This window comes from Candidatus Eisenbacteria bacterium (genome assembly GCA_035712145.1).
In the GTDB taxonomy this organism is placed as follows: domain Bacteria; phylum Eisenbacteria; class RBG-16-71-46; order RBG-16-71-46; family RBG-16-71-46; genus DASTBI01.
Genome location: DASTBI010000204.1, coordinates 1 through 19726 on the forward strand (window position 1 = coordinate 1; position 19726 = coordinate 19726).

Annotated in this window: 20 protein-coding genes; 4 read left to right on the forward strand and 16 right to left on the reverse strand. The window is 69.0% G+C overall.

Going from position 1 to position 19726, the window contains the following annotated elements; genetic code table 11:
* Positions 1 to 120: VOC family protein (locus VFQ05_14295; protein HET9327933.1), on the reverse strand; the 120-nt coding region annotated here is incomplete at its 3' end.
* Between the two features lie 191 nt (positions 121 to 311).
* Here VFQ05_14295 and VFQ05_14300 point away from each other — a divergent pair.
* Positions 312 to 1151, forward strand: a complete 840-nt coding sequence (locus VFQ05_14300) for a hypothetical protein (GenBank protein HET9327934.1) — start codon at positions 312 to 314, stop codon at positions 1149 to 1151.
* Here VFQ05_14300 and uvrA read toward each other — a convergent pair.
* Positions 1148 to 3958, reverse strand: a complete 2811-nt coding sequence (uvrA, locus tag VFQ05_14305) for an excinuclease ABC subunit UvrA (protein ID HET9327935.1) — start codon at positions 3956 to 3958, stop codon at positions 1148 to 1150. The two genes, VFQ05_14300 and uvrA, sit on opposite strands and share 4 nt — an antisense overlap.
* A 133-nt stretch (positions 3959 to 4091) precedes the next feature.
* On the opposite strand from uvrA, the gene VFQ05_14310 reads away from it, so the two are divergent.
* Together VFQ05_14310 and VFQ05_14315 are read left to right on the forward strand one after the other, a co-directional pair.
* Positions 4092 to 4682 (forward strand): ArsR family transcriptional regulator, encoded by a 591-nt coding sequence (locus VFQ05_14310; protein ID HET9327936.1) that lies wholly within the window; start codon positions 4092 to 4094, stop codon positions 4680 to 4682.
* Positions 4679 to 5944 (forward strand): aspartyl protease family protein, encoded by a 1266-nt coding sequence (locus VFQ05_14315; protein ID HET9327937.1) that lies wholly within the window; start codon positions 4679 to 4681, stop codon positions 5942 to 5944. The genes VFQ05_14310 and VFQ05_14315 overlap by 4 nt, the downstream gene beginning before the upstream one ends.
* Before the next feature lie 76 nt (positions 5945 to 6020).
* On the opposite strand, the gene VFQ05_14320 is transcribed toward VFQ05_14315, so the two are convergent.
* From VFQ05_14320 to VFQ05_14330, 3 genes are all read right to left on the reverse strand, one after another.
* Positions 6021 to 6485 carry an S-adenosylmethionine decarboxylase gene (locus tag VFQ05_14320; GenBank protein HET9327938.1) on the reverse strand — a complete coding sequence of 155 codons (465 nt, stop codon included), beginning with the start codon at positions 6483 to 6485 and terminating at the stop codon, positions 6021 to 6023.
* A 529-nt stretch (positions 6486 to 7014) separates the two neighbouring features.
* Complete coding sequence (locus VFQ05_14325; protein ID HET9327939.1) at positions 7015 to 8397, reverse strand: sigma-54 dependent transcriptional regulator; 1383 nt, start codon at positions 8395 to 8397, stop codon at positions 7015 to 7017.
* Between the two features lies 1 nt (position 8398).
* Positions 8399 to 9508, reverse strand: a complete 1110-nt coding sequence (locus VFQ05_14330) for an ATP-binding protein (GenBank protein ID HET9327940.1) — start codon at positions 9506 to 9508, stop codon at positions 8399 to 8401.
* Between the two features lie 221 nt (positions 9509 to 9729).
* Between VFQ05_14330 and VFQ05_14335 the strand changes: the two genes are divergently transcribed.
* Positions 9730 to 11541 (forward strand): peptidyl-prolyl cis-trans isomerase, encoded by a 1812-nt coding sequence (locus VFQ05_14335; GenBank protein ID HET9327941.1) that lies wholly within the window; start codon positions 9730 to 9732, stop codon positions 11539 to 11541.
* 21 nt (positions 11542 to 11562) lie between these two features.
* Here VFQ05_14335 and VFQ05_14340 read toward each other — a convergent pair whose 3' ends face one another.
* From VFQ05_14340 to VFQ05_14390, 11 genes are all read right to left on the reverse strand, one after another.
* A complete protein-coding gene (locus tag VFQ05_14340) occupies positions 11563 to 11757 on the reverse strand; it encodes a twin-arginine translocase TatA/TatE family subunit (GenBank protein ID HET9327942.1) in 195 nt (64 codons plus the stop codon).
* Positions 11758 to 11784: 27 nt separating this feature from the next.
* Complete coding sequence (locus VFQ05_14345) at positions 11785 to 12210, reverse strand: LytR C-terminal domain-containing protein (protein HET9327943.1); 426 nt, start codon at positions 12208 to 12210, stop codon at positions 11785 to 11787.
* The gene (locus VFQ05_14350; GenBank protein HET9327944.1) at positions 12188 to 12712 is read right to left on the reverse strand and encodes an HIT domain-containing protein; all 525 of its coding nucleotides are present in this window, start codon (positions 12710 to 12712) and stop codon (positions 12188 to 12190) included. Before VFQ05_14350 ends, VFQ05_14345 begins: the two co-directional genes overlap by 23 nt.
* Complete coding sequence (locus tag VFQ05_14355) at positions 12712 to 13491, reverse strand: NTP transferase domain-containing protein (GenBank protein ID HET9327945.1); 780 nt, start codon at positions 13489 to 13491, stop codon at positions 12712 to 12714. The genes VFQ05_14350 and VFQ05_14355 overlap by 1 nt, the downstream gene beginning before the upstream one ends.
* The gene (gene panC, locus VFQ05_14360; protein HET9327946.1) at positions 13488 to 14336 is read right to left on the reverse strand and encodes a pantoate--beta-alanine ligase; all 849 of its coding nucleotides are present in this window, start codon (positions 14334 to 14336) and stop codon (positions 13488 to 13490) included. The genes VFQ05_14355 and panC overlap by 4 nt, the downstream gene beginning before the upstream one ends.
* A gap of 25 nt (positions 14337 to 14361) precedes the next feature.
* Complete coding sequence (panB, locus tag VFQ05_14365; GenBank protein HET9327947.1) at positions 14362 to 15219, reverse strand: 3-methyl-2-oxobutanoate hydroxymethyltransferase; 858 nt, start codon at positions 15217 to 15219, stop codon at positions 14362 to 14364.
* A gap of 19 nt (positions 15220 to 15238) precedes the next feature.
* Positions 15239 to 15889, reverse strand: a complete 651-nt coding sequence (locus VFQ05_14370; GenBank protein HET9327948.1) for a deoxynucleoside kinase — start codon at positions 15887 to 15889, stop codon at positions 15239 to 15241.
* Between the two features lie 9 nt (positions 15890 to 15898).
* Positions 15899 to 16393, reverse strand: a complete 495-nt coding sequence (folK, locus tag VFQ05_14375; GenBank protein ID HET9327949.1) for a 2-amino-4-hydroxy-6-hydroxymethyldihydropteridine diphosphokinase — start codon at positions 16391 to 16393, stop codon at positions 15899 to 15901.
* Positions 16390 to 16749, reverse strand: a complete 360-nt coding sequence (gene folB, locus VFQ05_14380; GenBank protein ID HET9327950.1) for a dihydroneopterin aldolase — start codon at positions 16747 to 16749, stop codon at positions 16390 to 16392. Before folB ends, folK begins: the two co-directional genes overlap by 4 nt.
* Positions 16750 to 16929: 180 nt before the next feature.
* Positions 16930 to 18939 carry a hypothetical protein gene (locus VFQ05_14385; protein HET9327951.1) on the reverse strand — a complete coding sequence of 670 codons (2010 nt, stop codon included), beginning with the start codon at positions 18937 to 18939 and terminating at the stop codon, positions 16930 to 16932.
* Positions 18936 to 19700 (reverse strand): 2,3,4,5-tetrahydropyridine-2,6-dicarboxylate N-succinyltransferase, encoded by a 765-nt coding sequence (locus tag VFQ05_14390; GenBank protein HET9327952.1) that lies wholly within the window; start codon positions 19698 to 19700, stop codon positions 18936 to 18938. Before VFQ05_14390 ends, VFQ05_14385 begins: the two co-directional genes overlap by 4 nt.
* Between the last annotated feature and the right edge of the window lie 26 nt (positions 19701 to 19726).

The window sequence follows — 19726 nt, forward strand, 5'->3', positions numbered from 1 at the left end:
GCGCGCCGTGAGCTCGAAGCCCAGCACGCCGCAGTAGAACTCGAGCGCCCGGTCGATGTCCGACACTTTGAGGTGGACGTGTCCGATGCGGACTCGCGGATCGATGGGCGGCGTGGTCATGATCTCCTCCTGAAATGCGGCGGCGAGAGGACCGACCTCGACTTTGCACTCGAGGCATGCGGTCCGGCAAGCCTGCGTCTCGCAAAGCCCCGCCGGCTCTGGCGGTGAAGATCGTTGCCTGAGGTCCGATCCCAAGGACACAATCGGAGATCGTCATCGCGCCTTTCGCACATCCTGCACCCGAGGTCGTCATGCTTTACCGACTCGGCCAGTTCGGCCAATCCAGTGCATTGATTTCAAAGGCGGCCCTCGACGAGTTCCTGGCTCGGTGGAGGCAGGCGGGAACGGCGCCCGAGCGAATCGAGCAGATGCGAAGGTTCATCCTTGGAGAGGACTTGCCGGAGCTCAGGGCCGAGCTGGCTTCCGAAACCGAACGGCGGTGGCTGGACGCTCTCCACGACGGGCTGGCCGGCCTCCAACACAGAATCGAGATCCAGCTCCAGGAATGCTCTTACCAGCCCGGCCTGGACGGATTCCTGTGCATCGCGGGGACCTCGCCCTCGGTGAGGGCCGAGGTCACTCCGGGGGACGTCGTCCAGGCGGGCTTCATTGCCTTTCGCCACGGCAGCGGGCGGCTCCACCTTTCGTCTCGAATTTTCCGGCTCGAGTGCGAGAACGGCGCGATCCGGAAGTTGATGGATGACGAGGGGACGACTTCCGAGATCGATCCGGTCAGGGCCATCCTCGAACGATGCTTCGACCCCACGGTGCTCGCGGAAGTGGCCGGGCGCTTCATCGAGGCGACGAGGGTGCCTCTTCCTCCCCGCGAATTCTGGATGGAGCTCACGAGTCGCCTACAGGCACGGCATGGTGCGGTCGCGCGGGGTTGGCTGGACGAGGCGCGCGAGATCCTGGACGAGATCGGCGATCCGACCGAATGGGACTTCCTCAACGCGCTCACCGAAGTCGCGCGCGAGCGGCCCGATTGGCTGGAACGCTACGACCTCGAGGAGGCGGCCGGCGCATTCGCGCGGTTGCGCCGTCCGGCCGAGCACCCCGTGATGAGCCACGCGGAGCTGATTCCGAGCTAGCGCGAACGGGGAGCTTCGGCCACTCGCTCGGCAGGCGCTGGATCGCGCTCTCGCAGGAATCGCCCGGTCCAGGACTCCTCGCAGGCGACGATCGCCTCCGGCGGTCCCTCCGCGAGCAGGCGCCCACCGCCTTCCCCGCCTTCCGGGCCGAGATCCACCACCCAGTCGGCATTGCGGATCACGTCGAGATTGTGCTCCACCACGATCACCGTGTCGCCGCGCGCGGTGAGATCGTCGAGCACCTCGAGCAGGCGCTGCACGTCGGCGAAGTGGAGGCCCACCGTCGGCTCGTCGAGCAGATAGAGCGTCGGCCCCGTCCCCTTCTCCGACAGCTCGCGCGCGATCTTGAGACGCTGGGCTTCGCCGCCCGAGAGCTGGTTGGCGGGCTGCCCGAGCTTCAGGTAGCCGAGGCCCACGCGGCGCAGCACCTGGAGCTGTCGCGTGAACCTCGGCTCGCGGCCGAAGTGCACGAACGCCTGGTCGGCGGTCAGCTCGAGCGCCTCGCGAATGTTGACGCCCCGGTAGTGGACATCGAGCACCTCGCGCCGGAAGCGCGAGCCTCCGCAGGTCTCGCAAGGCACCAGCAGGTCGGCGAGGAAGTACATCTCGATCGTCACCCATCCGGCGCCTTCGCAGGTCTCGCATCGCCCGCCGGGCGTATTGAACGAGAACGCGCCGTCGCCGAGCCCGCGCGCCAGCGCGGCGGGCTGCGAGGCGTACAGGCGGCGGAGTGCTGAGTAGGCGCCGAGGTAGGTGACGGGGCACGAGCGCGGCGTCTTCCCGATCGGCGTCTGGTCGACCATCGCCACGCGCTTCAGCCGCATGAGCCCGCGGACCGCGCGATGCGCGCCGATCTCCTCCGCCGGCTCCTCCGCGAAGTGGCGGCAGGCGGCGCGGTAGAGCACGTCCTCGACCAGGCTGCTCTTGCCCGAGCCCGACACTCCCGTGACCGCGGTCAGCCGGCCGAGCGGGAAGCGCGCGGTGACGTTCTTCAGGTTGTGCTGCTTGGCACCTTCGACGATCAGGAATTCTTCCGCCGCGCCGGCGCGCCGCTCGCGTGACACGCGCTTCTCGCCGCGCAGGTAACGGGCGGTCTCGGTTTCGGCCCGATCGATCGCCGGCCCTCCGGGTCCGTCGTAGAGCAGGCGGCCTCCCTGCTCGCCGGCGCCCGGTCCGAGGTCCACGAGGTGATCCGCCGCGTGCATGAGCAGAGGCTCGTGCTCGACCACCACCAGCGTGTTGCCGCGCGAGGCCAGCTCGCCCAGGAGCTCCGCCAGCCGCTGGCTGTCGCGCGGATGGAGGCCGACCGTGGGCTCGTCGAGCACGTAAAGCGTGTCGGCCAGGTTGGCGCCGAGCGCGTTGGCCAGCTCGATCCGCTGCGCCTCGCCGCCCGACAACGTCCGGGTGAGGCGGTCGAGCGTGAGATAACCGAGCTCGACCCGCAGCAGGAACGCGAGTCGCGACTGGATCTCGGCCAGCACCGGGCCGGCGATCTCGCGCTCGCGGTCGGTGAAGCTCAAAGCAGGGATCCACTCCGATACCTCGCGCACCGGCCGCGCCGAGACCTCGGCGATCGTCTGTCCACCCAACCGCACGCGCAGCGCCTCCGAGCGCAGCCGTGTTCCCCCGCAGGCCGCGCATGGCAGCGCGCTCTGGTAGCGCTTCACCACGAACCGATTTCCGACCTTGTACGACTTCGACTGCAGCCGCTCGAGGAACGGGATCGCGCCGCGGAAGCCCTCGCCTCCCTCGATCAGGAAGCGGCGGTGCTCCGCGCTCAGCTTCTGCCACGGCACGTCGAGGGGGATGCGGAGCTCGGCCGCGCACTTCTGGAGCCGCGGCCAGAAGATGCGCTTCCACGAGCCTGCCCACGGGCGGATCGCGCCTTCACGAAGGGTCTTGGATGGATCGGGAACGATGCGATCGAGCGTGAAGGTGAGCACGTTGCCGAAGCCGCGGCACGCAGGACACGCGCCCATGGGACTATTGAACGAGAACAGCACCGGCTCGGGCTTCAGGCTCTGGGCGCCGCAGTGCGAGCACTCCCAGCGCTCGCTCTTCTTCTCGATCGCCGCTGAGCCGCGACGCAGGCGAAGGCGGCCCTCGCCGCGACGGAAGGCCTGCTCGCACGAGTCCACGAGACGCTGCCGCTCGGATGCGCGCCAGGTGAAGCGATCGATGACGATCAGTGCTTCCTTGGCGCGCGCCTTGAGCTTCGGCGGCGGATCGAGCGAGACCACTTCGTCGTCCAGCAGGATGCGGGTGTAACCGGCCCGCAGCAGATGCGGAGCGAGCTCGGGCCACGGGACCCGCGACGAGAGCGCGATCGGCGCCAGCACCAGCAGGGTCTCGCCTTCGGGCCAGGCATGCGTTTCATCGGCGATGCTCTGCGCGCTGTCGGCCGTGACCGGCAGGCCGCAGCTTCCGCAATGCACGGTGCCGAGCCGCGCGAACAGCAGGCGAAGGTAGTCGTAGATCTCGGTCGTCGTGCCCACGGTCGAGCGCGCGCTTCGCGCCGACGAGACCTGCTGGATCGCCACCGCGGGAGTCAGCCCGTGGATCGCGTCCACGTCGGGACGCGGCAGCCGATCGAGGAACTGCTTGGCGTACGTCGAGACCGACTCGACGTAGCGCCGCTGGCCTTCGGCGTAGAGCGTGTCGAACGCCAGCGATGACTTGCCCGAGCCCGAGACGCCGGTGATCACCGTGAGCCGGCCGCGCGGAAGGTCCAGATCGAGGTTCTGGAGGTTGTGCTGCCGCGCGCCGCGGATGGCGATGGACGCGGGTGGAACCGGCTTCGGGGTCACGAGATCGAAACCATAGCACGGCGCCGCGGCAGCGATTCTCGGCCGCTACGCTCCACCCCGCTGGTGCCGGAGGACGCCGCGCTCGTCGTCCAGCCTGCTGCACGGTTCTACGTAATTACGTAATAACCGAGCCATGCGCCGGCCCGCCTCGTCCCGCCCGCCCCGAGTCAGCCAGCGCCTCGACGTCCTCGAGGCGCGGCTGCGGCAGCTCGAAGGCGCCACCCGCCGGGCCTCGCGGGCGCGGCCCGCGGCTCCCGATCGCGGCTGGCTCCTCGAGGGCCTGCGCGCGCGGATCCCGGCACGCAGGGGAAAACGGCCTCCGGGCCGGCTCGGCTATGGCGGAATCGTCCACACGCCGTTCGGGGCACACTACGAATGGCGGGGTGAGCACGCGGTGGACGAGTTGCTCGGCATCGAGTGGAGCGAGATCGCGCGCGCGTTCGGCGCGCTCGGACATCGCGTGCGTCTCGACATCGTGCGCGCGCTGATTCGGGGCGTTCACGACGTGAGCGAGCTGCAACGCCAGCCGGGGCTCGGCACGTCGGGGCAGCTCTACCACCACCTGCGCGAGCTGCAGGCCGCGGGCTGGGTGCGGCAGCACGAGCGCAGCCGCTACCTGGTGGTTCCCGACCGGGTGGTCGCCGTGCTGCTCATGGTCGGCATCGTCATGGGTCCCGATCTTCGCAACGAGAATGGGCCTTCGAGGAGGAAGAAGAAGCCATGAAGAGGATGCCTGGACGACTGATGAGAGTGACCATTGCCGCAATGGCCGCCGCCAGCGCGACCTCGGCTCCGGTCCAAGCCGCACCGAGCGCCGAGTCGCTGTTCGTCGCCGGGCGCTTCGAAAGCTCCGACACCGCCTGGGCGAAACGTCTGAAGGCGTCGCCCAAGGACACGCTGGCGCTGCTGCGACGCGCGCAGATCGCGCTCTTTCGCAACGCCACCGCGGAAGCCCGGGAGTACGCCGACGCGGCGGAGAAGGCCGGGGCCCAGCCCGCCCGTTTCGCCGCGCTGCGCGGGGAGGCCTGGTATCGCGAAGACCGGTTCGAGCAAGCGGCCAGCGAGTTCGCCCGCGCCGGCCGGCCGGAAGTGGCCGACAAGCTCAAGGCGCTCCAGGCCGGGCCTTATCGCATCCGCGGACCGCAGAGGACCCGCCTGGCCTTCGTACAGACCGATCCCCTGCCGCTGGTGACGCTGACCGTCAATGGCCGCGGGCCGTTCTACTTCCTGATCGACACCGGCGGCGGTGAGCTGCTGCTCGATCCCGCCATCGCGGACTCGGTCAAGGCGCCGCGCTACGGCTCACGGATGGGCACCTTCGCGGCCGACCAGAAGGCGAAGGTGGAGCTCGGGAGCGTCGACTCGGTCGGGCTCGGAGAGTTCACGGTCGAGAAGGTGCCGATCGCGATTCTCTCCACCAAGAAATTCAGCGCGGTGTCCATGGGCCGTCCCGTGGCGGGCGTCCTTGGCACCACGCTCCTCTCCCGCTTCCGCTTCACGCTCGACTATCCCGGCGGCGCGTTGATCCTGGAGCGTCGCGGGTCGATGCCCGCCTCCAGCCAGGAGATCGTCGCGGACATTCCTTTCTGGCTGGCAGGCGACCACTTCATCCTCGCGCCCGGCAGCCTTGGAACCAGCGGGCCGCTGCTGTGGTTCGTCGACACCGGGCTCGCGGGAGCCGCCTTCACCGCGCCGGCCTCGACCCTCGCCGAGGGAGGCGTGGCCCTGAAGGACACGGCGTCGTTCACCGGCGTCGGCGGCGCCGGAGCGGTCCGCGTGATTCCCTTCCCCGTCGACCGGCTGCGCCTGGGCGATATCGAGCAGAGTGGGCTGATGGCCTTTCTGGGTCCCTTCCCCGCGTCGCTCGAGCGAAGCCTGGGACCGCGCGTCGCGGGCATCATCTCCCACGTGTTCCTGAGGCCCTATCGTGTGACGTTCGACTTCGACCGCATGAAGCTGACGCTGGCCAAGCCTTCGAAGTCGTGAGCGGCTGGAAAAGGCGGACGGCCCACCCATCCCTGGGTGAGCCGCCGCAGACGAACCGGAGGTTATTTGGCCAGCCCTAGCGCGGAACCTCCAGCCCCAGCCCGGCCGCAACCAGGCGCCGATGCTGCTCGACGAGGGCCCGGGAGCCCGCGAGGTCCCGCGGGAACTCCCGACCCCGGTCGAGCAGATGCCACTCCACTTTCTGCGGGTGGAAAGCGTCGCCGAGCACGGACAGGGCATCTTCGACGTCGAAGTTCTCGCACGAGAAGATGTCGGCGTTGACGACGCGGCGGCTGGGAAACGTGTGAACGCTGATGTGGCTCTGGGCGATGAGAACGAACCCGGAGAACCCGGTCGCTCGCCTGCCCGGTGAGGCGTGACGAAACACGTAAGGCGGCATGATCCGGGTCATGCGAATGCGGTCCGGCATGCCTTCGAGGAGTTGATAGAGGCGTCCGAGGTCATCGAGCCGGGTGGCGGGGCACCCATAGGCTTGATAGAGGAGATGTGGTCCGAAACCCACCATGGGGCTGCCGTTCATTCGCTCCCTCGGTTCGGGATTCGCGACGACCTTCACCGTCAGAAGTCGGGGATTGATCGCATCAGCGACCAATCCCCCAAGGACGTGCCAGGTCCAGACAACCCGCTTACTTCTTCTTCTTCGCAGCCTTCTTCTTCGTGCCCTTCTTCTTGGCAGCCTTCTTCTTCATGGCCATTCCCGGATCACCTCCTTGCGAGTCTCTCGAAGCTCGGCGTGTCAGCTCTCGCCGGGACACTTCAGGCAGCCGCTTCCTCGCGGCCATCGGGAGCCGGCGTTCAGAGCCGGCTACGAGAAATCCCAGAGGCAGACGCCGTGCCAAGAGGTTGCAATGCGCGAGAGCCTCACCCGTAACTCATTGTCAGAACGGAGAATCTCATTCGAAGCGCAGAGCCTCGGAGGTCGCGAGGAAGCACGAATGCCGCTCCCGTCGCCGTGCTAACTGTCTAAATTGTTGGTGGTTACGGAAAAGCCACTCGGCAAGACGTTGTGGCCGCAATGTTTGGAGGGAACTGTCCACTTCCTTTGGGTATCAAGAAACTTGACGGCTGACGTCGATGATTCGCAGTCGACGAAGTTTCTCGATCAGACCCTGGCGAGAGATGCCGAGGATGCGCGCCGCGCGACTCTTGTTGCCCGCGGTGAGTCGCAGCACTTCGGCGATGTGATCGGCTTCGATCTGCGCCAGCGTCGGAAGCTCGATGGAATCGCCGTTGCTGGCCACGCTCGTCGCGGCGCGGGCGCCGAAGAACTCGCTCGGCAGGTGCTCGGATGCGAGCGTCTCGCCCTCCTCGAGCAGCACCACACGCTCGATCAGGTTTCGGAGCTCGCGCACGTTGCCAGGCCACGAATAGCCGAGCAGGCGCTCGGCCGCCTCGGGCGACACGTCCTGGAATCGCTTCTGGAACTTGCGGGCGAACTCGCGGAGGAAGTGCTGCGCGAGCACCAGCAGGTCCTCCCCGCGGTCGCGGAGCGGAGGCAGGTGGATGCTCACCACCTTGAGACGGAAGTAGAGATCGCTGCGGAACCGCCCTGCGCGGACTTCGTTCTCGACGTCCTTGTTGGTGGCGGTGACGATCCGGATGTCGACCGCGATGTCGCGCGCCCCGCCGACCCGCTTGAAGCTCCGGTTATCGATGAAGCGCAGGAGCTTGGACTGGGTGGCGAGCGGCATGTCCGCCACTTCGTCGAGGAACAAGGTCCCGCGGTCGCACAGCTCCACCAGGCCCTTCTTGGTGTCGGAGGCGTCGGTGAAGGCCCCCTTCTCGTGGCCGAACAGCTCGTTCTCCAGCAGGCTCTCGTGGAACGAGGAGCAATTGACCTCCATGAGCGGGGCCGAGGCGCGGTCGCTGCGATAATGGATGGCACGAGCGACCAGCTCCTTGCCGGTGCCGCTCTCGCCCGTGATCAGCACGGACGTCGCCTGGCTCTTGACCACCTTGTCGATCAGCTCCCGGACCTCGCGCATGGGCGCCGAGCTGCCCACGATCTCGTTGTCCGAGTACTGGCGGAAGGCTTGCCGCCGATAGAGATCGAGCTCGTTGGCCTGGCGGAAGGTCCGCGCCGCGCCCTCGACCGCGAGCACGATGTCCTCCATCTCGTAGGGCTTGCGGAGGAAGTCGCAGGCGCCGAGCTTCATGGCATCCACGGCCGACTGCACGTCACCGAAGGCGGTGAACACGATCACCTGGACCAGGGGGTCGAGCTGCCGCACCCGGCGCAGCACCGAGAGCCCGTCGGTGTCGGGCAGCCGCATGTCGAGGATCATGACGTCAGGCCTGAGGTTGGCGGCCCGCTCCAGACCCTCGGCCCCGGTGCTCGCCACCTCCACCGCGTATCCCTTCGCCCGGAGCACCTTGCTCAGCGACTTGCGGATCAGCAGCTCGTCGTCGACCACGAGGACGGAGATCTTCAACTCATTCCTCCGGCTTGCCGGACTCTTCGGCCTTGCCCGAGTCCTCGGGCTTGCCCGGCGGCTCCGCCGGGATCGGGAAGGACACGCGGAATGTCGCTCCTCCCGTCTGGTTGTTCTTGGCGGTGATCACGCCGCCGACCTCGCGGACGATCTGCACGGAGATCGGAAGGCCGAGCCCGGTCCCGGTCGAGCGGGTGGTGAAGAAGGGGTCGAAGATCTTGTCCATCGCTTCCTTCTGGATGCCGACGCCGGTATCGCTGAAGGACACGTCCACCATCGAGCGCCGGGTGCGATAACGGCGCACCCCTGTGCCGACATGCAGCTCGCCCCCCTCGGGCATGGCCTGGGTGGCGTTGAGGCAGAGGTTGAGGAACACCTGCTGGACCAGGTCGGGATCGGCATAGACCTGCGGCAAGTCGTCGGTGTAATCCTTGGCCAGGGTCACCGCCGCGTCGCGGAGCTGGAGCTCGACCATGTCCAGCGTCTTGTCGAGCACCTGGTGGAGGTCGCAGGGCTGCGGTCGCGCGGCGGGCGGCCGCGCGAACATGAGCAGCCCGGTGATGATCTGCTCGATACGGTCGAGCTCGGTGATGACGTCCTGCAGGTCCTCGCGCCGCGGGTCGGTGGGCTTGAACTTGGAGCCCACGAACTGGACCGTGGTCCGGATGCCGGTCAGCGGGTTGCGGATCTCGTGGGCCACGTAGGCCGAGAGCTCGCCGAGCGAAACCAGCCGGTCGATCTTCTTCTGGAACTCTCCGTCCTCGGTCTCCGAGATCGCCTCGGCCAGGATCACCGAGCCGATCAGCTCGCCGTCGTCCCCGCGCAGGGGCAGGGCCTCCGCCTTGAGAGTCATTTCCCGGCCTTCGGCCTCGAAGCGGAAGTCGCGGCGCTCGCGCGCCGCCCCACGCAGCCAGCGCGCGTCGGCGCCGGTGAAGATGCGGGCGGCCGGCGTCCCCACCAGGGCCTCGGGCTTGAATCCCAGCAGATCCTCGATCCAGCGGTTGGCGTAGACCACCTTGCGGTCGCGATCGAGCGCGACCACGCCTTCCTCGAGCGCGTCGAGCACGTGGGCGGGAAGGCGCGTGACGACCTCGAGCTCGGGCGTCGCCACCGGGCTCTCCGCGGGTCGTTGGAGCGTCTCGTTGCGGGTGGTCAGTGAGCCTCCTCGCGGAACCTCGAAGTCCCTCGGGTCCTTGGTAGCACAGGCGCTGCGGGCCCGCAATCATCGCGTGGCCCCGAGCGGTCGATGTGCGGTCGTTGTGCGGGCTCGCCAGGGGCTGATAGACTCCCCGGTCCCTTTCAGCCGACCCTTCCGCATCTCGGAGTCTTCGAATGCTCAAGTACCTCCGCATGGGCAGCAAGCGCACCAAGGCCATCTGGTGGGCTCTCGTGGTCGTGACCGTGTTCACCTTCGTCGGTGGCTTCATCTTCCTCTTCGGCTCCGGCCTCGACTCGGGCAGCCAGGCCCGCCAGCAGGGCGCGCTCGGCACGGTGAACGGCGAGCCGATCACCAACGTCGACTACCAGAACGCGATCGAAGAGCAGCGCCAGGGATACCGCCAGCGCTTCAACGCCGACCCCACCGAGCAGGAGATGCCCATGATCGAGGCCAACGCGTGGCGCGGCCTCGTGAACCAGCACCTGCTGACCGAGAAGGCGAAGAAGCTCGGCCTCGGCGCCACCGATCGCGAGGTGGTGCTGACGCTGCAGGCTGCTCCGCCCAACGTGCTGGTGGGGTTGCCCGAATTCCAGACCGACGGCAAGTTCGACCCCAACAAGTACGGAGCGGCGCTTCGCAATCCCAGCCTCAACTGGGCGCCCTTCGAGGAGATGGTCCGGCGCCAGCTGCCGGTGCGGAAGATCCAGGAGCGGATGATCGCCTCCATCAAGCTCTCGCAGCCGGAGCTGCAGGAGTCCTATCACCAGCGCTTCGACAAGGCGGTGCTGACCCTGGTCTCGGTCCCACCGGTCACCGAAGCGCCGGTCAAGCCGCCCACGCAGGCCGAATTGGATCGCGTCTACCAGGAGGAGATCGGCCTGTTCAACGCGCCGGAGCGCGTGCAACTCGAGATCCTCGCGATGCCGAAGCGCTACTCGGAGGATGAGATCCGGGTGGCGCGCGAGCAGGCGCAGAGCCTCGCCGACCGCGCGCGTCGCGGAGAAGACTTCGCCCAGCTCGCCAAGGATTACTCCGAGGGTCCGGCGGCCGATCAGGGCGGCGAGCTTGGCCGCAACTTCCAGGCCAACGAGTTCGGTCCCGAGCTGGGCCCCAAGCTGGCCGCGATGGCGAAGGGAGACGTCAGCGATCCGATCTCCGAGCCGGGGCGCTTCCTCGTGATCAAGTGCCTCGACCGCGTGCCCGACCCGGCCTCACCGACGCCGAGCCTCAAGCTGGCGCAGATCATGATCACGGTTCGCGCCAGCGAGCAGTCGGTCCAGGACCAGATGGACGAGCTGCGCAAGATGCGCGAGCGGGCCACGAAGCAAGGTCTCGCCAAGGTGGCCACGGAGAAGGGCACCGCCACCACCCGCACCCCGTTCTTCCCGTTCGGGGCCACGCCTCCGCAGCTCTATCAAGCTCCGGAGCTGGCGGACTGGGCGTTCAGCGCCAAGAAGGGCGAAGTGAGCTCGATCGTCGCCACGCCCGACGGTTACCTGATCGCTCAAATGGCCGAGCACCGCGAGGCGGGGCCGGCGCCCAAGGCGGACGTGGTCGAGCAGCTCAGGCAGCTGGCCGAGGCCAAGGCCCGCACCCAGGCGGCTCGCCCGCGCGCCGATCAGATCGCGCGCGCGGTCGCGGGCGGGATGTCGCTCGAAGCGGCGGCGCAGGCCGCGGGCCTCCTCGCGACGCCGGTGACCGACATGTCGAGGGCTCAGCCCGACCCGCGGATGGCGTCATCCCCCGAGGCGGTGGGCGCGGTGTTCGGAGCGCCGATCGGAAAAGTCGTCGGACCGGTGGAGACGCAGATGGGGTGGCTCTTGTTCCGCGTCGACTCGCGGGTCGAAGCCGACTCGGTCGCGTTCGAGCAGCTCAAGGGCCAGGTGACCACCGAGATCCTTCAGCGCAAGCAGAACGACTTCATGCAGTCGTGGCTGGCCGAGCTCCGGCGCGGCGCCAAGATCCGGGACCTGCGCGTCCAATAAGGCCGTCCACGCGGCCGTCGCTCAGCTGGCGGGCTTCTGTCCCTTGTCCGCGTCTGCGGGCGGCTCGTCGCGCTGGATCTCGTCCGTGATCTCGCGCTGCGCCTTGCGGAACTCGCGCATGGCCTGACCGAGCCCGCGCGCCATCTTGGGAATCTGGCTCGGCCCGAAGATCAGCAGGATGATGAGGAACAGCAACCCGATTTCCTGACCGCCCATTCCGAACACGTCGAGACCTCCTTCGGTTCACTCCACGCGCAGCCGGCTCCGGTCGTTCCCGATCACCACCGTCACTTCCGCGAGATCGGACGTCCAGGCCTGGCGAACGATCGGCGGATTCCCCAGGTAGCGGGCCACCGCCTTCGCCGGCGCCTGGTCGTCACGCCGCGCCACCACCAGGCTCGCCCCGTAGTCGGATCGGTCGGCGTTGCCGACTTCGACCACCTGGAAGCCTCCGTCGCGCAGCCGGTGCGCCACTCGCGCCCCGATGCCGCCCTCCCGCGTTCCGTTCAGCACCTGCACGCGGATGAGCCGGCCTTCGGCACCGCCGGCGCGAGTCTCCGCCTTCGGCCGGAAGGCGGCATAGCCCCAGGATAGTACCAGCGCCGACACCATGACGCCGAGCGCCCAGACGAGCATGCGCGCCGGATCAACGCGACGACGGGCGGGCACGGGTGCCGCGGCCTCCTTCGATCCTGGACAGGGCGCGCCGCAGACGAGTCCAGGTCTCTCCCAGGGACTCGGGGAGGACCCGGGTGGCGCCGATGACGGGCATGAAGTTGGTGTCTCCGTTCCAGCGCGGGACGAGATGGAAGTGAAGATGACCGGGGAACCCCGCTCCGGCGACGCGCCCGAGGTTGGCGCCGACGTTGAGCCCATGAGGCCGGTACTCGGCCAGCAGCGCCTTCTCGGCGATCGCGAGCAGATCGAAGACGTCGGCGCGCTCGGCGGCGCGCAGACCCGAGACCCGGCCGGTGTGGCGCGCCACCGCGACCATGAGATGTCCAGGGTTGTACGGATAGCGGTTGAGCATCAGCAGCGCGTCGGCGCGGCGCGCCAGCACGAGGTCGCGGCGATCCGCCTTGCCCTTCATGACCCGGCAGAAGAGACACCCGGGAACGTTCCGCGAAGAGCGGATGAAGCGCATGCGCCAGGGCGCCCACAATTGGTCCATCAGGCTTCCTCGTGGAGCGAAGCGGTGCGCTGGATCTCGGCGTGGATCTTCTCGGCCTCCTCGAGCTGGTCGACGGTATTGATCCCGAGCAGCTCGCGATAGTCAGGGCCGACCACCGCTCGCGCTCTTCGCCCCGCGGCGATCAGCAGCCGCACCGTATCGGTGAGGTAGTACTCGCCCTGGGCGTTGTGCGCGGTGAGCCGGCTCAGCACCTGCGCGAGCGCGGCATAGTCGAAGGCGTACACCGCCGAGTTGATCTCATCGATGCGCTTCTGGTCGGGCGTCGCGTCGCGCTCCTCGATGATGCCCACCACGTCTCCCCGGGCGTCCCGGATCACCCTTCCGTAGCCCTTCGGATCGGGCACGTGCGTGGTGAGGACGGTGACCGCGGCCTGGTCCTCACGATGACGCTCGAGCAGGTCGTGGAGCGTGGCCGCCCGCAGCAGCGGCGTGTCGCCGCAGACCACGAGCAAGGTGCCCTGGAAATCCTGGAGCATGGGGCCGGCCATCAGCACGGCGTGGCCGGTGCCGCGCTGCTCGGCCTGCAGCACCCACTCGACGCCGGCGCCCTCGAAAGCCTCGCGCACGCGTTCCGCCTGATGGCCGATCACGACCAGCGTCCGCCCCACGCCGAGCTGCTCGAGCGCGGCCAGCACGTGGGCCAGGAGCGGAGCCCCCGACATCTCGTGCAGCACCTTGGCGCGATCGCTGTTCATGCGCGTGCCCTGCCCGGCGGCGAGGACGAGCGCGGTGCAGTCCTCGTGGTGATAGCGAGTCATCGAGGGCTCCATTCGAGGTTGTCGATCAGACGGGCGCCGCCGACTCGCGCCGCCACCGCGACCAGGATCCGCCCCGCCACCCGGCGCACCGGCCGCAGGGTGCGCGCGTCGACCACCGCCACGTAGTCCTCGCGCACGGCGGGGTAGCGCCGCCACACGCGGCGGATCTCGCTGCGCAGACGAGCCGCCGAGCGCACGCCCTGACGCAGCAGCTCGCGCGCCGCCCGCAGGCCGCGCACGAGCGCCACCGCCTGGGCGCGCTCCGCGGGCGAGAGATAGGCGTTGCGCGACGAGAGCGCAAGGCCGTCGCGCTCGCGCACGGTCGGCCCGCGGCGCACGCGCACGGGAAAGTCGAGATCGCCGGTCATCTGTTCGAGGATCCGCGCCTGCTGGGCGTCCTTCTGGCCGAGCCACAGCACGTCGGGCTGGACCACGTTCAGCAGCTTGGCCACCACCGTGGCCACGCCTTCGAAGTGGCCGGGGCGTGACGCCCCCTCGAGCACGCCCGACAGCTCCTCCACCCGCACCCGGGTGCGGTGCCCCGCGGGATAGAGACGGGAGACTTCGGGACGCCAGAGCAGATCGACTCCGGCCTGCTGCAGCAGCCGCCGGTCCGCGTGCGCCGGGCGCGGGTAACGCCGGTAGTCCTCGGCCGGACCGAACTGCAGCGGATTGACGAAGATGCTGACCACCACCCGGTCCGAGGTCGATCGGGCGCGGCTCACCAGGCTCAGATGACCGCGATGGATCGCGCCCATCGTCGGCACGAACGCCACCCGCTGGCCTCTGCGCCTCCACAGAGAGACGGCGCGACGGACCGCGAAGGGGGCGCCGCTGACGATCACGCCGCCTCCCGGCGACCGCGTTCCATCAATAGGATTCCTCGTCGGACGGGAATCGGCGGGCCTTGACGTCGGCGACGTAGCGCTCGAACGCCTCGCGCATCGTCCCGGCGAGGTTCGCGTAGCGGCGCACGAACTTCGGCTCGTGGCCGAGGAAGAGCCCGAGCAGATCGTGGGTCACGAGCACCTGGCCGTCGCACGCGACCCCCGCGCCGATCCCGATGGTCGGAATGGTGAGCGCGCGTGTCACTTGCGCACCGAGCCGCGCGGGAATCCCTTCGAGCACCAGCGCGAAGCATCCGGCCTTTTCCAGCAGCTGGGCCTCGCGGATCAGCCGTTCCTGATCGGCCTCGCCGCGCGCCTGCACCTTGTATCCGCCCATCGCCAGCACGGATTGCGGCGTGAGCCCGAGATGACCCATCACCGGGATGCCGATCTCGACCAGGCGGGTGACGGCCGCGATCACTCGCTCGCCACCCTCGACCTTCACGGCATCGGCGCCGCTCTCCTGGATGAAGCGCCCGCCGTTGGCGACCGCCTGCTCCACGCTCACCTGGTACGACATGAAGGGCATGTCGGCGACCACGAGAGCCTTCGGCTTCGCACGCGTGACCGCCGAGACGTGATGGAGCATGTCCTCCATGGTCACCGGGAGCGTGCTCTCGTAGCCCAGCACCACGGTGCCGAGACTGTCTCCCACCAGCAGCACGTCGACCCCCGCCTCGTCGGCGATCCTCGCGGTCGGGAAGTCATAGGCGGTGAGGACGGTGATGGGGTCCCCTCGCCGCTTCATCTCGGCGAGCTTCGGGGCCGTGACCTTGGCGCGGCTCGACGGAGAGCCCGCGGACTTCGACCCTCCCGGGCGTTCGCTCGTCTTCTCGCTCATCGGATGCCTTCCCTCCGGCTCATGGGATCTCCTCCCGCTCGATCGGGCGATAATAAACCGTGCCGTGCCGGTGCGTGAGGATACGGCGCTCGAGGTCGTCGAAGTCCTCGCTGTGGTTCACGAAGTCGATCGCGTCGGTGTTGACCACGAGCAGCGGTGAATCGTTGTAGTGGAAGAAGAAGTGGTTGTAGGCCTCGTTCAGGCCGTGCAGGTAGTCGCGGTCGAGGTCGCGCTCGTAGGGGCGCCCACGGCGCGAGATGCGGTCCATGAGAGTGTCGGTCGCGGCCTGCAGATACACCGTGACGTCCGGCTTCATGACGTCGACCTCGAGCCACGACACCATCTTCTCGTAGAGCACGAGCTCCCGCTCCGAGAGGTTCAGGTTGGCGAAGATCCGGTCTTTCGCGAACACGTAGTCGGCGACCATGCGCTCGTTGAAGAGGTCCATCTGGCGAAGCGAGCGCTGCTGCTGGTAGCGGCTGAACAGGAAGTGCATCTGGGTCTGGAACGCGAACTGCTGGCGGTCGTGATAGAAGTCCTTGAGAAAGGGATTCTCCTCGACTTCCTCGAGGATCAGCTTGGCCTGCATGCGCTCCGCGAGCAAGCGCGCGAGACTGGTCTTCCCGACTCCGATGACGCCCTCGACCGCGACGTACCGGTTCTCAGACACGTAGGACGCCTAGGTCCAGAGGCGAGAGTTCTTCTTCACGAGGGGGCGGGCGTCGAGCTGCGAGAGATGGTGGAGGAGCGCCTGGCCGGTGGCCGGATCGATCAGCGAAGGGTCGAGCTCCAGCAATGGAACCAGCACGAACGCGCGGCGACCGAGCTCGGGATGAGGCACGCGCAAGTCGGGCTCGTCGACCACGAGGTCGCCGTAGAGCAGCAGATCGAGATCGATGGTGCGGGGCCCCCAGCGCTTGGCGCGCACCCGGCCGAGCCGGCGCTCGATGAGCTGGAGATTCCACAGGAGCTGCCGCGCGGTCAGGTCGGTGTCCAGCTGCGCGACCGCGTTGAGGAAGTTGGGCTGCTCCACCTCGCCGACCGGTTCGGTGTCGTACAGGGACGAGACCCTGACGACGCGCGTGCCCGACAGCCGCGCCAGGTCATCCAGCGCGAGGCGGATCAGGGTTTCGCGCTCCCCGAGATTGGAACCGAGTCCGACAAAGGCCTTCATGGTGTTCGCTCCCGCGTCACTTCGATGACGGCCCGGCCTCCGGTGGTCCAACCCAGGTTCTGCTTGGCGATGCGCACCCGGACGCGCCGCACCGAGAAGCGGTCGAGAATGGTGTCGGCCGTCCGCTTGGCCAGCGCCTCGAGGAGGTGGAAGCTCTCGCCCTCGACGACCTCGCGAACCGCGCGGTAGAGATCGTCGTAGTCCACGGCGTCGGCGAGGCGGTCGCTGGTTTCGGCGCGTTCATCGGTCGGTTCGAGCTCGAGGTCCACTTCCAGACGCTGTCCTGCTTCTTTCTCGTAGGGGCGCGCGCCGTGGTGCCCGAAGACCGAGAGGCCTTCGAGCCGGATGATCGCCATGTCCCCCCCGGGCCGATATCAAACCGGCGGACGGCCGCCGGCCGACCGCCTTGCGCGACACGTGCAACGCGAAGACGTCTGTGACGTCCAAATGCTGCGGGAGTCTAGGCACCGGCCTCGCAAAGGGTCAAGCGAGCGAGGCCGCGATCCGCCGCCGGCGACTTGACGTGAAGCGCTTGTTCAGGGTCGCGACGTGGTGCCGAGCGCTCCGGGTCCGAGCTCGCGCAGCAGCGCGGGCAATCGCGTGCGCGCGATGCGATACTCCGTCGAATCGAGCCCGCCCGCGAGCGTGGCGCGATACGCTTCGAGCGCTTCGAACCGCGCACCCATCGCGTCGTACGCGCGCGCCAGCCAGAAGACGTCCTGGCTCCTGCGGCCGATGCCGCAGGCCACCGAGAGCTCGAGCGCCGCGGAGCGCGCGCTCCCCCATTTCAAGAGTGACTTCCCCAGCGCCAGGTGCGCCGAAGCCGATGTGGGATCTCGCACCACGTCTTCAATGATCCGGGTGACCTCGCGCTGCGCGCCGGCGCGGTCGACGCCGCTGAAGCCCACCAGCAATCGCATCGCGAGCGTGTCGGCCGCCGGCGCAAGACCCGAGCGGCGCGCCGCTTCCCACCGGGTGCGGGCCTCCTCGGTTCTCTGCGCGGACGCCAGCGCCGCCACGGTCGGATAGATGAGCTCGCGGTCGTCCGGCCGCTCGGCGAGCGCGGCTTCGAAGCAGGCCGCGGCCGGCGCGTGGCGCGCGAAGACCAGCAATCCTTCACCGACCCGCGCTCGCACCTGCGCATCGGCGGTCTCGAAGCGCATCCCCTGTCCCGAGGCGTCGCGGCGCAGTACGCCGAAGGGCCGCCCCGCGTCCTCGGGGGTGAGCTCGGCGATGAAGCGCACGGAGACATCCGGATCGTGACATACCGCACGAGCGCCGACGTCGAGGGCGAGTCGCACCGCCGAGTCGGGCGGCACACCGGCCGCGAACGTGCGCGGCACCGAGCGCAGCTGCGGACACCACGGACGCAGCGCATCCAGCAACGGCTGGAGTGACGCGGCGCTCGCCCTCACCGCCGACGCGCTGGTGAACTTCGGCGCGCCGCGATCGATGGCGAGCGCCGCGTTCGCGCAGAGACTCAGGACGGCCGCGAGCGCCGCGACGATGCGGGCCGGCCATGGCTCTTTGCGTGTCATGCCGGCGACGGCGAGCGCCAGACCCAGCGCCGGCACCGCGAAGCGCGCCGCGCGCGGCGTCTCGGGCGACAACGCGAGAGGCACGAGCGGCAGCAACATGGCGGCGAGACCGACCTGCAGCAGGGGGCTCTTCGATGGAGCCGCGGAGCGGCGTCCCAGCGTCGCGATGCCCGCGGCCAGCATGACCGCCACGAGCAGCCATGGGGCGTCGCGGGTCAATGCCGAGAAGCCTTCGCCCGTTCCCACCGGCAGCCAGGAGCGGAGCAGCCACGGCAGCGCGCGCGCCCCCGCGGGGTCCGCCTTCACGACCGAAGGCGCGATGCGCGCCACGAGCACCGCGGCGGCGAAGCCGAGCACGAGTGCGGGCGCGAGCCGGCGGAGTCGCGGGCCAAGACCATCCGCCGGACGCTCGGCGCGGTCCGCCACCAGCAGGACCAGCGGCAGCAGGGCGTTCTCGATTCCGGCCAGCGGCGCGGCCGCGCAGGCCAGTGCGGCGAGCACGAAACGGCCGCGCGCGAACGCGGAGATCGCGGCGGCGCAGGTCAGCGCGGCGATCAGATCGCGAGCGCCCGACAACTGAGCCAGCGCTCCGCCGAGCGGCGGGAACGCCGTCCACAGCACACCCGCGATGAGACCCGCGCCCGCTCCGCCCCAGCGCTCGCCGGCGCGAAACAGGAGCCAGGCGGTGGCGACCGCCAGGCCCAGATGCAGCAGGTGGAAGGCGAAGGCGTCGAGCGGCACGACCCGCGACCACCACCACCACCACAGTTCGCGGGACAGCGGCGCATAGCTTCCGGCATAGGCGCCGCCACGGAGCAGCGCATCGACGTTCGTGCGCAGCGCGGTCGAGATCGCCGCCAGGTCGCCCTCGACGAAGCCCGTGCCCAGCGAGCGAAGGTGGAGCAGCGCGGCGAGCGCGACCCACGCGGCGAGCGCCAGACGCTCGGGAATGCCGAATGCCGCGGGCGTGCTTGCGCGCCTGGAGGCGTGAGGTTTCCGCTCGGTCACACCGGCACGCCGAACTCGCGCAGCGCCTGGTTGAGGGAGGTCTTCAGATCGGTCGAAGGTTTGCGCTCTCCGATCACCAGCGCGCACGGCGTGCCATACGTCCCGGAAGGGAACGTCTTGGGCGCGGTGCCGGGAATGACGACGGCTCGCGGCGGCACCCGTCCGCGCGTGATCTTCGCTTCGGCGCCCGTGACGTCGATGATCGGCGTGGAGGACGTGAGCACCACGCCGGCGCCGATCACCGCGCCGGCCTCGATGCGGACGCCCTCGACCAGCACGACGCGCGAGCCGATGAAGCAATCGTCCTCGACGATCACCGGCTGGCTCTGCGGCGGCTCGAGCACCCCGCCCACGCCGACACCCCCCGACAGGTGCACGCGGCGACCGACCTGCGCGCACGATCCCACCGTCGCCCAGGTGTCGATCAGCGTGCTTTCGCCGACGCGCGCGCCGACGTTGACGTAACCCGGCATCAGGATCACGCCCGGCTCGAGGAAGCTGCCGTAGCGCGCCACCCCCGGCGGCACCACGCGCACGCCCGCGGCCGCGAGATTGCGCTTGAGCGGGATCTTGTCGTGGAACTCGATCGGCCCGGCTTCGAAGGTCTCTGCGGACCGCAAGCGGAAGAAGAGCAGGATCGCCTGCTGGATCCAGCCATGCGTCACCCAGTCATCGCCGCGCTTCTCGGCCACGCGCAGCCGGCCGCCGTCCAGCTCCGCGAGCGTGCCTTCCACCGCGCCGCGCACCTCGGGCTCGTCCAGCGGACGCGCGCCGGTGTACGCCTGGC

Coding starts and splice junctions, on each gene's coding strand:
- VFQ05_14340 (HET9327942.1), bottom strand. CDS start 11,757: ATGGGCGGTCAGGAAATCGGGTTGCTGTTCCTCATCATCCTGCTGATC.
- VFQ05_14320 (HET9327938.1), bottom strand. CDS start 6,485: ATGAACGGCAGCCCCATGGTGGGTTTCGGACCACATCTCCTCTATCAA.
- VFQ05_14355 (HET9327945.1), bottom strand. CDS start 13,491: ATGACTCGCTATCACCACGAGGACTGCACCGCGCTCGTCCTCGCCGCC.
- VFQ05_14335 (HET9327941.1), top strand. CDS start 9,730: ATGCTCAAGTACCTCCGCATGGGCAGCAAGCGCACCAAGGCCATCTGG.
- VFQ05_14300 (HET9327934.1), top strand. CDS start 312: ATGCTTTACCGACTCGGCCAGTTCGGCCAATCCAGTGCATTGATTTCA.
- VFQ05_14315 (HET9327937.1), top strand. CDS start 4,679: ATGAAGAGGATGCCTGGACGACTGATGAGAGTGACCATTGCCGCAATG.
- folK (HET9327949.1), bottom strand. CDS start 16,393: ATGAAGGCCTTTGTCGGACTCGGTTCCAATCTCGGGGAGCGCGAAACC.
- VFQ05_14350 (HET9327944.1), bottom strand. CDS start 12,712: ATGGACCAATTGTGGGCGCCCTGGCGCATGCGCTTCATCCGCTCTTCG.
- VFQ05_14310 (HET9327936.1), top strand. CDS start 4,092: ATGCGCCGGCCCGCCTCGTCCCGCCCGCCCCGAGTCAGCCAGCGCCTC.
- folB (HET9327950.1), bottom strand. CDS start 16,749: ATGGCGATCATCCGGCTCGAAGGCCTCTCGGTCTTCGGGCACCACGGC.
- panB (HET9327947.1), bottom strand. CDS start 15,219: ATGAGCGAGAAGACGAGCGAACGCCCGGGAGGGTCGAAGTCCGCGGGC.